This is a genomic window from Arenimonas sp., from assembly GCF_035721105.1.
Taxonomy (GTDB): Bacteria; Pseudomonadota; Gammaproteobacteria; order Xanthomonadales; family Xanthomonadaceae; genus Arenimonas.
This window is the reverse complement of record NZ_DASTNG010000076.1, coordinates 1-11,198: the sequence shown is the minus strand read 5'-3', so window position 1 is coordinate 11,198 and position 11,198 is coordinate 1. Positions and strand designations below refer to the sequence as shown.

Sequence of the window (11,198 nt, the reverse complement as noted above, 5' to 3'; positions counted from 1 at the left end):
CGCGACTACCTCACCGACCTGTTCCCGATCATGGAGCTGGGCACCAGCGCCAAGATGCTGTCGATCGTGCCGCTGATGGCCGGCGGCGGCCTGTTCGAGACCGGCGCCGGCGGCTCGGCGCCCAAGCACGTGCAGCAGTTCGTGCAGGAGAACTACCTGCGCTGGGATTCGCTGGGTGAATTCCTGGCGCTGGCGGCCTCGCTCGAGCACATCAGCGAGCGCTGGCTCAACTCCCCGGCGCCGGTGCTGGCGAAGACGCTGGACCTGGCCAACGGCCGCATCCTCGACGAGGACCGCGGCCCCTCGCGCAAGGTCGGCGGCATCGACAACCGCGGCAGCCATTTCTACCTGGCGCTGTACTGGGCCCAGGCCCTGGCCGCGCAGGACGAAGACGCGGCGCTGAAGGCGAAGTTCGCACCGCTGGCCACGCTGCTGTCCGACCAGGAAGCCACCATCGTCGACGAGCTGCTGGCGGTGCAGGGCCAGCCCGTGGACATCGGCGGCTACTACCGCCCGGACCTCGCGAAGACCACCGCGGCGATGCGCCCCAGCAACACCTTCAACATCGCCCTCTCCACCCTCTGACCGCGCCCGGATCCGCTCGCCTCACACGCGCCCGGCTCCACCGTCCTGTAGGAGCGCCTTCAGGCGCGAATCTTTTCGCCGAAAAGCTTCGCGCCTGAAGGCGCTCCTACATTCAAACTTCGCGCCTGAAGGCGCTCCCGCGCTTTCGGCCCGCGATACGGCCGCAATGACCCTTGGCACACGGCAGCGGCCAATCGCCGCGCCATGCTCGATACGCCTGCCGATGCAGGCTCATCGAAAGGCAGGGACGCCATGCATGGGATCTTCCTGAACGCCGACCGGCGCCTGCGCAACGGCTGGTGGATGCTCCTCTTCGCGGCCTTCATCGCCGCCACGAGCGCTGTCTACACGCCCATCTCGCGGGCGGCCACCGCCGCCGGGCTGCATGAGGGCTGGCGCGAACCGCTGCCGTTCCTGCTGACCCTGCTCGTCACCTGGGCCTGCCTGCGGCTTCGCCGTGAGTCACTGGCCGACGTCGGCTGGGGGCTGGATCGCCGCTGGTTCACGCTGGCCGGAATTGGCGTGGCGCTGGGCCTGGGCTCACTGCTGCTGGCCGCCGCCCTGATCGCCGCGTCCGGCGGCGTCGTGTTCTCGCTCGATCCCGCCCGCAGCGTGGGTGCCCTGGCCTGGGGCGCCTATCTCTTCCTGTTCGTGGCCCTGCTCGAGGAGAACCTGTTCCGGGGCTTCCTGTTCCAGCGGCTCGTGGACGGTGCCGGGCCTTGGATCGCACAACTCGTGTTCGCGCTGGTGTTCGCGCTCGGCCACTGGGACAACCCGGGCATGGACGGGATCACGCGCGTCGTGGCCAGCGTCGAACTGGCGCTGGCGTCGCTGATGCTGGGCCTGGCCTACCTGCGCACGCGCAGCCTGGCGCTTCCGGTCGGCCTCCACTTCGGCTGGAACTGGGCGGGCGGCAGCCTGATGGGCCTGGGCGTCAGCGGCGTCGAGCAGGCCGGGTGGTTCCAGCCCGCGTTCTCCGGCCAGCCGACCTGGCTCACCGGCGGGGCGTTCGGGCCGGAGGCCAGCATCGTCGGCATCGCCGTGGACCTGCTGATCATCGCGCTGCTCTGGCGCTGGAAAGGCCTGGCGCCCGCGCCCACGCGCTAACCCAAGCCCCCTCCCTGTAGGAGCGCCTTCAGGCGCGAATCTTTTCGCCGAAAAGCTTCGCGCCTGAAGGCGCTCCTACAACTTCAGCGCGGCGCCAGCAGGGTTTCGACGGCCTCGATCACCTGTTCGGTCGAGGGCTGCCCCGGGGCGATCATGTCGAAGTGCCCCGCCTTCTCCAGGGCGATCACGCGCACGTCGTCGCCCCCGGCGTTCGCGGCGTACGCGCGGGCCGCGTCGGGCGGAAGCACCACCGAGGCCACCAGAGCCTGCGCCACGCCGAAAGGCAGGCGCTGCGCCGGTGAGCCGTCCGCGTAGCGCGCCGGCACCTCGGCGGGCTTGCCGCCGAACAGGGTCGTGATCACCGGCTGCCCGCAGACCTGCTCGTCCACGCCGACGAAAGCGGCCAGGTCACCCGGCCCGTCCACCGCCACCGCGCCCTGCACCGGCAGCGGCGCAGCGGCGCCGACTTCGCTGTCGGCGGCCAGCGTGGGTCGCGCCGCGATCCACAGCGCCGCATGCGCGCCGGCGCTGTGGCCAACCGTCACCACCCGCGTCAGATCCAGCGGATGCTTCGCGGCCAGGTCACGCAGGGCATCGGTGCCCGCGCCCCAGTCCTGGAAGGTGCCCGGCCAGCCGGCGCCTGCCTCGCCCAACTGGCGGTATTCGATGTTCCAGCTGGCGATGCCGCGCTCGGCCAGCGCGCTCGCCAGCGGCGCCGTGTTCGCCAGCGTGGCAAAGCCCTTCGTCCAGCAGCCGCCGTGCACGACCACCGCGACCGGGAACGGGCCGCGGCCTTCCGGCAGGCGCAGTTGGCCGTACTGCTGCGGCGCCGGACCATAGCGATGAACCGCATGCGGCACCCGCGTGGGCAGCCGGTCCACGGCGTCGGGCGTCAGGCCCTGGGCGGCAACCGGGGTGGACAGCGACAGGCCGGCCAGCGCCAGGCCGAGGACCAGGGACGTGCGGGGCATACGTGGCTCCAGCGTGGGGGACTGAGTCAGGCAACGGCCCACGAGGCCGGGGCGGGACACAGCCGGGCCCGGGCGTGGGCCACGGCGGGCGCCAGCAGGGCCGGCGACACGTAGTGGCGATGCACGCCGTCGATCGCCCGAAGATAGAAGCGACCGAACCCGTTCAGGCAGTGCACGCGGGTGGCCAGCGTGATCCGCAGGCGGCCGTCCGGCCGGCGTTCGACGGCCACGCACGTGCGGAAGCGCAGGTGGCGATCGTCGGCGCCCAGCAGGACCTGCACGCGGCGGCCGTCCCGGTCCCGGCGCTGGGCCAGCACCGGGAAGCGTCCGGCGAAGCGCTCGGGCGAACCGGTGGCCAGCAGCGAGGACACCGGGCAGCCCAGCGGCGAGGTGCGCAGCCGGATCGGCGCCACCAGCACGTTGCGAAGCGCCATCAGCGCGCTGACGCCCGCAGGGCGACGCTCGAGGAAGCCTTCCAGCACCGCGGCGAGGACGTCGTCGACAGGCACCGCGTCCAGTTCATCCGCCGGCAGCGTGATGGCGAAGGCATCCTCGTGCACGCCGTCCACCTGCAGCTGCTCGTGCAGCAGCGAGCCTTCGGGCGCGGCCGGCAGCGCCTGCACCGGCAGCGCCGGCTCCTGCCGCGAGGCAAAGCCAACATCCGCGCGCCAGGCCGCGAGCCTTGCGCGGCCGCGCCCCGCCAGGGTGCGCGCGAGGCCGCAAAGTCGCGCCGGCAGCGAGGCGGCGGGCGCCTGCAGCGACAGTTCCACCGTGCGGATCTCGCGCGGGTCCAGGACATCGAGCAAGGCCGCCACCTCGGCGGGCAGCGTCTCGGTCAGGCTGGGGATGTCGGCCGTGTTGTCCCGGACGCGCGCGCGCACGGCCTCGGGCAGGTCGCCGCCGAGTTCATTGGTGTGGCAGGACAAGGCGAACAGCGCCGGATGGCCGGCGTCTTGGCGGCGCGGCAGGAACTGGTGCCAGGTGCCGCCGCCGAAGCGCACCGTGAACAGGCAGTCCGGCGGGATGTGCACGGTGCGCAGCGCGCGCACGAAGGCCCGCGGGTCGGCCGCGATCGCGTCATCCGAGGCCGTGCTGAAGCGAAGGGCGGCGCCGCCGCTGCCGGAGATCGCCGTGAAAACGCGGTGCCCGGCGTGGCGGTGGAAGGGATGGCCGCCCGCGCCCACGCTGAAGGTGTACAGCGCGGTGGCGTCGCCCTTTTCCAGGTCCATCGCGCCGATCCGGGCCGAGGGTTCGTCCAGCGCGTCGATGTAGGCAGCGTGTCCGCGCTGGCGGGTGTTCGCCGACGCCACCAATGCATCGCCGCCGCCCACCCCGAGCTGGGCGATCAGCGACACTTCCACCGGCAGCCCGCCCGAGCAGGAGGCGAGGCGCACGCTGGGGAAACTCGAGACCTGCTGCAGGGCGACGTCCATGGGCACTCCGGGTTCAGGCGGGCTTCTTGGCGCGGTCGCGGCTTTCGCGCTGCAGCGGACCGGCGACCGGGCAGACCTCGGCCGCCCAGGCGAACACGGTGTTGGCCAGCTTCTCGGGTACCTGCCGGAAGTAGACGAACTGTCCGCGCTTCTCGCGCACGATCAGGCCGGCCTCCTCGAGCACGCGCAGGTGATTGGACAAGGCCGGCTTGCTGAAGTCGAAGCGGGCGCCGATCTCGCCGGCGGTCAGCTCGCCCGCGTGCAGGAAGGCCAGGATCTGGCGGCGCGGCGAGGAGGCGAGGGCTTCGAAGATGCGGTCCATGGCGAGTAGATAGTTAATAAAGTAATTAACTATTTACCGTTTCCCCGCCCCCGGTCAAGCCTTGGATTTCGTTGGCTTTCGCCATATTCGATAGCCGGCGCCTATCGCAGGCATCCGAAACATTCATTTTCACGCGCGACGATGCCGGCGTAGCTTGTGAAGACCGGACCCGTCCGGCGCCCGCCGGGCGCCCCGCCTCCGAACCCTCTGTTCGTTCGCTGCAAGACCCAGGAGCCCACCATGACTACCGAACTCAAGTGCCCGTTCTCTTCCGGCAATGCGCCGATCCACACCCAGGCCGGTGGCCCGTCCAACGGCGACTGGTGGCCGAACGCGCTCAACCTCAAGATCCTGCACCAGCACGACAAGAAGTCGAACCCGATGGGCGAGGCGTTCAACTACGCCGAGGCCTTCAAGACCCTCGACCTCGACGCCGTGGTGCGTGACCTCACCGCGCTGATGACCGACTCGCAGGAGTGGTGGCCGGCCGACTACGGCCATTACGGCCCGTTCTTCGTGCGCATGACTTGGCACGCCGCCGGCACCTACCGCGTGCAGGACGGCCGCGGTGGCGGCGGCACCGGCGCCCAGCGCTTCGCCCCGCTCAATTCCTGGCCCGACAACGGCAACCTCGACAAGGCCCGCCGCCTGCTGTGGCCGATCAAGCAGAAGTACGGCGCCAAGCTCAGCTGGGCCGACCTGCTGATCCTGGCCGGCAACGTCGCCATGGACTCGATGGGCTTCAAGACCTTCGGCTTCGGCGGCGGTCGCGCCGACATCTGGGAGCCGGAAGGCGACATCAACTGGGGCACCGAGACCGACTGGCTCGGCGACAACCGCTACAGCGGCGACCGCGAGCTGGCCAACCCGCTGGCGGCCGTGCAGATGGGCCTGATCTACGTGAACCCGCAGGGCCCGAACGGCAAGCCGGACCCGCTGGCCTCGGCCCGCGACATCCGCGACACCTTCGCCCGCATGGCGATGAACGACTACGAGACCGTGGCCCTGGTGGCCGGCGGCCACACCTTCGGCAAGGCGCACGGCGCCGGTGACGCGGCCAAGGTCGGCGTCGAGCCGGAGGGCGCCGACATCGCCGAGCAGGGCTTCGGCTGGATCTCCAGCCACGGCACCGGCAAGGGCGACGACACCATCACCAGCGGCATCGAGGGTTCCTGGACCCCGACCCCGACGAAGTGGGACATGACCTACTTCGAGAACCTGTTCGGCAACGAGTGGGAGCTCACCAAGAGCCCGGCCGGCGCCTACCAGTGGCACCCGAAGGTGCAGACGGACAGCAACGTGGCCCCGGCCGCGCACGATCCGTCGAAGAAGGTCACCATCATGATGACCACCGCCGACCTTGCGCTGCGCTTCGACCCGGCCTACGAGAAGATCTCGCGCCACTTCCTGGCCAACCCGCAGGAGTTCCACGACGCCTACGCCCGCGCCTGGTTCAAGCTGACCCACCGCGACATGGGCCCGAAGGCGCGCTATCTCGGCAAGCTGGTGCCGAAGGAAGACCTGATCTGGCAGGACCCGGTGCCGGCCGTCGACCACCCGCTGGTGGACGACAAGGACGTGGCGGCGCTCAAGGCCAAGGTGCTGGCCTCGGGCCTGTCCAACGCCGAGCTGGTGCGCGTGGCCTGGGGCGCGGCCTCGAGCTTCCGCGGCTCGGACTTCCGCGGCGGCGCCAACGGTGCCCGCATCCGCCTGGCCCCGCAGAAGGACTGGGAGGCCAACCACCCGGCCGAGCTGGCCAAGGTGCTGGGCGTGCTGGAAGGCATCAAGAAGGACTTCGACGCGTCCGCGTCGGGCGGCAAGAAGGTGTCGCTGGCCGACCTGATCGTGATCGCCGGCAACGCCGCGGTCGAGGCCTCGGCCAAGAAGGCCGGCCACGACATCTCGGTGCCGTTCGCGCCGGGTCGCACCGATGCCTCGCAGGCCGACACCGAGGTCGATTCCTTCGCCTACCTCGAGCCCAAGGCCGACGGCTTCCGCAACTACGCCGCGAACAAGGACTACGCGGCCGACGGCGCCGAGTGGCTGCTCGACAAGGCCAACCTGCTGACCCTGACCGCGTCGGAAATGACCGTGCTGGTCGGCGGCCTGCGCGCCCTCGACGCCAACCACGGCGGTGCGAAGCACGGCGTGTTCACCTCGCGTCCGGGCACCCTGAGCAACGACTTCTTCGTCAACCTGCTGGACATGAACACCAAGTGGGCCCGCTCGGAAGGCGACAAGAACGTGCTCGAGGGCCGCGACCGCAAGTCCGGCCAGGTGAAGTGGACCGGCACCGTGGTCGACCTGGTGTTCGGCTCGAACTCGCAGCTCCGCTCGCTGTGCGAGGTCTACGCCACCGCCGACGCCGAGAAGAAGTTCGTCCATGACTTCGTCGCGGCCTGGACCAAGGTGATGAACCTGGACCGCTTCGACCTGCAGTAATCCCGTCCGGTCCGCTCCTCCGGACCTCGCCCCGCGTTCGACCCCGGCCGGCGCGGGGCGATTTCTTTCCACCCCCCCTCACGGGGCTTGTCCCTCACCACCGCCCCCCCCTGTAGGAGCGCCTTCAGGCGCGAATCTTCCCGTCGAGAAGCTTCGCGCCTGAAGGCGCTCCTACATGGCGAGAAGCTTCGCGCCTGAAGGCGCTCCTACATGGCGTTAACGGGCACGCGTGCTAGTGTCGGCGGCTGATTCCAAACCCCTCCGGAGCCACCGCATGCGCATCAAGTCCGCCCCGCTCGCCCTCGCCCTGTCCGTGCTGCTGCTCGGCGCCTGCAGCCCTGCGTCCGAAGAGGCCGCGCCGGCCGACGCCACCGCCGGCGACACCGCCACCGCCGACGCCATGGCGGCCGACGCCGCGCCCGCCGCCGACGCCGATGCCCGCGACCGCGAGGCCGACCCGATGGCCGCCATCCTTGCCGGCGCCTGGCGCGATCCGGCCAATGCCGCCCGCGACGGCTTCCGCCATCCGCGCGAGACCCTGGAGTTCTTCGGCGTCGGTCCCAGCCAGACCGTGATCGAGATCAGCCCGGGCGGCGGCTGGTACACCGAGATCCTGGCGCCGCTGGCGCAGGGCAAGGGCCGCTACATCGGCGTGCTCAACGATCCGGCCACCGCCGGCAGCGAGCGCGCCACCGCGTACTACGCCAACGCCAACGCCAAGTTCCGCGAAAAGCTGGCCGCGCATCCCGATGTCTACGCCAACGCCAGCCTGATCGAAGTCGACCCGAAGGCGCCGGTGTTCGGCGAGCCGGGTTCGGCCGACGTGGTGCTGACCTTCCGCAACGTGCACAACTGGGTCGGCGCCGGCAGCGAGGCCGCGATGTTCAAGGGCTTCTTCGACGTGCTGGCCCCGGGCGGCGTGCTGGGCGTGGTCGAACACCGCGCGGCCGCCGGCAAGACCCTGGAGGAAGTGGTCGAGTCGGGCTACCTGCCCGAGGACTACGTGATCGGCCTCGCCACCGCCGCGGGCTTCGTGCTCGAGGAAAAGAGCGAGATCAACGCCAACCCGGCCGACACCAAGGACCACCCGAACGGCGTCTGGACCCTGCCCCCGGGCAACAACCACGACGACGCCGACAAGGACAAGTACGCCGCCATCGGCGAAAGCGACCGCATGACCCTGCGCTTCGTGAAGCCCCAGGCCCAGTAAGCCCTGACCTGTAGGAGCGCCTTCAGGCGCGAATCTTTAAGAAAAGGGGTCAGAGTGAATATCTGTTTGGAACAGATATTCACTCTGACCCCTTTTCTTGCGAATCTTTTCGGCGAGAAGCTTCGCGCCTGAAGGCGCTCCTACAGGGAGGCAGGGGGTCAGCGGGAGTCTTTGACGACTTCGCCGCCCTGGATAACGACGGGAATGGCCTCGAGCAGGGTCACGTCACTCGTCGGGTCGCCCGACACCGCCACCAGGTCGGCCCAGCGGCCGACCTCGGCCACGCCGACATCCTCGCGTCCCAGCGCCTCGGCCGAGTTCACGGTGGCCGCGCGGATCGCTTCCAGCGGCGTCATGCCGTAGCGCACCATCACCGCGAACTGCTTGCCGTTGTCGCCGTGGCGATGCACGCCGGCGTCGGTGCCGTAGATCATCCGGACGCCGGCCGCGTGGGCGCGGCGGAAGCCTTCGCGCTGGACCTCGGCGATCTCGCGGTCCTTGCGCAGGTTGTCCTCGAGCACGCCGTTCTTCTTGCCCTCGGCCTGGGTGTAGTCGGTGTTGTAGATGTCCATCGACAGCCAGGCGCCGTACTTCTTGGCCAGCGCGATGCCCTCGTCGTCGATCAGGCTGGCGTGCTCGATGGTGTCCACGCCGGCGCGGATGGCGGCCTTGATGCCGCTGCTGCCGTGCGCGTGCGCGGCCACCCTCAGGCCCCACTGGTGCGCTTCCTCGACCACGGCGCGCATCTCGGCCTCGCTCAGCTGCTGCTGGCCCGGCTCGGTATTGCGCGAGAACACGCCGCCGGTGGCGCAGATCTTGATCACCTGGGCGCCGTACTTGCGCAGCTCGCGCACGCGCTTGCGCGCTTCATCCGGGCTGTCGGCGTTGTACGGGCTCTTGGAATCGAACGACGGCGGGAAGAAGGTGCTGTCGCAGTGGCCGCCGGTCGCGCCGAAGCTGTAGCCGGCGGTGACCACGCGCGGACCGCGGATCTTGCCCTCTTCCACGGCCTGGCGCAGGCCGACGTCGTTCCAGGCGTCGGCGCCGACGTTGCGCACGGTGGTGAAGCCGGCGTCCAGCGTCTCGCCGGCGTGCTTCACGGTGAGCATCGACCAGAAGCGGTCGGTGAACTGCAGGCCCGTGTAACCGCCATAGCTGGGATCGGAGTCGAGGTGCACGTGCATGTCGATCAGGCCCGGCAGCAGGCTCATGCCGGCCAGGTCGATGCGCCGGGCGTCGGCCACCGGCTCGCCGGGGCCGCGGGTGATGCGGGCGATCTTGCCGTCGCGGACCAGGATCTCGGGATTCTGGATCCACTGGCCGGTGCGCACGTCGAGCAGGCGCTCGGCGGAGATCAGCACGGTGTCGGCGGCGGCGGGCAGGGCCGCCAGCGCCAGGGCGGCGGCGAGCAGGGTCTTGGTGAAGGTCGGCAGGGTCATGGGCGGCGTCTCGGTCGGGATCGACCGAGTGTAGCCAAACCCGCGTCGCACGCGGTCAATGCCCGGGCGGCGGGCGACCCGGGCAGGAGGCCCGGGCCCGGGCCGGATTCAGGACGTGCTGCCGAAGTACCAGAGCGCGACGCCCACCAGCTGCAGGAAGAACGGGTTCTTGGCGACGTCCCAATGCAGGATCAGGAACACCAGCGCCGCCGGGGAGAACAGCAGGCAACCCAGGCCCCACCAGATACTGGTGGAAAAGGCCGCGAACAGCGTCCAGAGGCCGCCGATGACCATGAGGATCAAACCCAACATTTCCAAGAACCTGTCTCCGTATCCGTAGAAGAGGGGGCCGCCGCGTGGCTCAGGCCGCGCCGCGGTACTGATCCCACGACGGCAAGCGGTGCTTCCGGGCCAGGTAGCGGTAGATGCCGGCCATCGCCAGGCCGAACAGCACCCCGGCGGCGATCGAGGACCCGAGCATGGCCGACACCGGGTAGCCCTGGCGCGACCAGTACACGAACGCCATCAGCAGGCCCCAGGTCATGCCGAAGAAGGCCCCCGTCGCCAGCGCCATGGGAAGGAACGGCACGAACAGGGGCGGCGGCACCTTCACGCCTAGCGACCAGAGCACCCGCCAGGCCGGCGGCACGGCCGTGCTGCGGCCGATGCCCAGCGCGTCCATGTGGGGATACATGCGTGCGATCTTTTCGTCGTGGTCCATGCGTTGCCTGCTGTCTGGGTTGAGCCGCGCCGGAGGCGTCGGCGTGAATGAGCAGCCTTCGTGCCTTTGAATGCGGGTCTTGTCCTGGGTCAGACCGCACCGCCCAATGTCGTCGGCTTGGCCAGACGGTCAGCGTCCGGTAGCTGTTTCCACACGCCTTAGCACCACGTCTCCCGTGACCGTGAAGGCCCGGTCAGGATCGTTCGGCGACAGATCGGGGTGGCTTACTACGCGGGACCAGTGACCCAGGAGGGTGTCTTCCGTCATCGCCGCGACAGCAATCAGGTAGGTTTCGAACCAGCGGCTGCCATGGGGGCCCGGGACCTGCCCGGCGTGCACCAGATGGATCAACGCGTGAGGGCCAAGACGCTCGACCTTGAAGCGGTCCGGCGCCACCTCCCGCCAGGCGCCACCCTGGCCGGAGAAGACGCGTGCACCTTCGCTGCTGAAGGTAAGACGAATCGTCACGCTGGACGAGATGCTGTGGCCTTCGGGCGTCGGCGACAGCGCCTCGAACGAACCCTCCCATGAGCCCTCGAGTACGTCCGGCGCGGCAATGGTTTCAGCCGCGCGGCCCTTGGCGCTCGCCGAGGCAGTAAACGGGCACAGGACGGCGGTTATGAGCAGAGCGGCCAGGGTGTTGGATAGGAGGTGCATGCGGCCTCGCAAGTGGGCGGTATTCACGGATTGGTCAAGGCACGCCGAAGGCGGCGGCCTGAATGATCGGTCAGGAGACCTTGCCGGTTGATCCTCGCCGACGCAAGGCCAGGATCGCCGCCGCGATGACAAGCGGGGCCGAGACCAACAGCGCCAGCGCCAAGGTGACGTTGACCTGAGACGAAACGTGTAGCCATTTGGATAGTGAGTTCTCTACCCTTAACAGGCAAGGAGAGCTCCATGAAGAAGCGATTTACCGACGAGCAGATCATCTCGATCCTGCGCGAAGCCGAGACCGGCGCCATGCCGAT

11 protein-coding genes are annotated in these 11,198 nt (G+C 69.6%); 4 read left to right on the top strand and 7 right to left on the bottom strand.

What is annotated here, in order from left to right; all coding sequences use genetic code 11:
• Both VFQ84_RS12445 and VFQ84_RS12440 read left to right on the top strand, forming a co-directional pair.
• Positions 1 to 585 (top strand): NADP-dependent isocitrate dehydrogenase (locus tag VFQ84_RS12445; protein ID WP_325131957.1); only part of this gene is annotated, 585 nt, incomplete at its 5' end.
• Between the two features lie 252 nt (positions 586 to 837).
• Positions 838 to 1,692 carry a CPBP family intramembrane glutamic endopeptidase gene (locus tag VFQ84_RS12440; protein ID WP_325131956.1) on the top strand — a complete coding sequence of 285 codons (855 nt, stop codon included), beginning with the start codon at positions 838 to 840 and terminating at the stop codon, positions 1,690 to 1,692.
• 83 nt (positions 1,693 to 1,775) lie between these two features.
• Here VFQ84_RS12440 and VFQ84_RS12435 read toward each other — a convergent pair whose 3' ends face one another.
• From VFQ84_RS12435 to VFQ84_RS12425, 3 genes are read right to left on the bottom strand one after another with little or no spacing between them, the layout of a single operon-like run.
• Positions 1,776 to 2,663 (bottom strand): alpha/beta hydrolase, encoded by an 888-nt coding sequence (locus tag VFQ84_RS12435; RefSeq protein ID WP_325131955.1) that lies wholly within the window; start codon positions 2,661 to 2,663, stop codon positions 1,776 to 1,778.
• 26 nt (positions 2,664 to 2,689) lie between these two features.
• A complete protein-coding gene (locus tag VFQ84_RS12430; RefSeq protein WP_325131954.1) occupies positions 2,690 to 4,096 on the bottom strand; it encodes a DUF2867 domain-containing protein in 1,407 nt (468 codons plus the stop codon).
• 13 nt (positions 4,097 to 4,109) lie between these two features.
• Positions 4,110 to 4,418 carry a metalloregulator ArsR/SmtB family transcription factor gene (locus VFQ84_RS12425; RefSeq protein WP_325131953.1) on the bottom strand — a complete coding sequence of 103 codons (309 nt, stop codon included), beginning with the start codon at positions 4,416 to 4,418 and terminating at the stop codon, positions 4,110 to 4,112.
• Positions 4,419 to 4,658: 240 nt separating this feature from the next.
• Between VFQ84_RS12425 and katG the strand changes: the two genes are divergently transcribed.
• Both katG and VFQ84_RS12415 read left to right on the top strand, forming a co-directional pair.
• Positions 4,659 to 6,860 carry a catalase/peroxidase HPI gene (katG, locus tag VFQ84_RS12420; protein ID WP_325131952.1) on the top strand — a complete coding sequence of 734 codons (2,202 nt, stop codon included), beginning with the start codon at positions 4,659 to 4,661 and terminating at the stop codon, positions 6,858 to 6,860.
• Positions 6,861 to 7,134: 274 nt separating this feature from the next.
• The gene (locus tag VFQ84_RS12415; protein WP_325131951.1) at positions 7,135 to 8,070 is read left to right on the top strand and encodes a methyltransferase; all 936 of its coding nucleotides are present in this window, start codon (positions 7,135 to 7,137) and stop codon (positions 8,068 to 8,070) included.
• A 158-nt stretch (positions 8,071 to 8,228) separates the two neighbouring features.
• On the opposite strand, the gene VFQ84_RS12410 is transcribed toward VFQ84_RS12415, so the two are convergent.
• The 4 genes from VFQ84_RS12410 to VFQ84_RS12395 form a co-directional block, all read right to left on the bottom strand.
• Positions 8,229 to 9,509: an amidohydrolase family protein gene (locus VFQ84_RS12410; RefSeq protein WP_325131950.1), complete on the bottom strand. Its 1,281-nt coding sequence runs from the start codon at positions 9,507 to 9,509 to the stop codon at positions 8,229 to 8,231.
• Between the two features lie 108 nt (positions 9,510 to 9,617).
• Complete coding sequence (locus VFQ84_RS12405; protein WP_325131949.1) at positions 9,618 to 9,821, bottom strand: hypothetical protein; 204 nt, start codon at positions 9,819 to 9,821, stop codon at positions 9,618 to 9,620.
• Between the two features lie 49 nt (positions 9,822 to 9,870).
• A complete protein-coding gene (locus VFQ84_RS12400) occupies positions 9,871 to 10,230 on the bottom strand; it encodes a DUF6404 family protein (RefSeq protein WP_325131948.1) in 360 nt (119 codons plus the stop codon).
• A 129-nt stretch (positions 10,231 to 10,359) separates the two neighbouring features.
• A complete protein-coding gene (locus VFQ84_RS12395) occupies positions 10,360 to 10,914 on the bottom strand; it encodes a hypothetical protein (RefSeq protein ID WP_325131947.1) in 555 nt (184 codons plus the stop codon).
• Between the last annotated feature and the right edge of the window lie 284 nt (positions 10,915 to 11,198).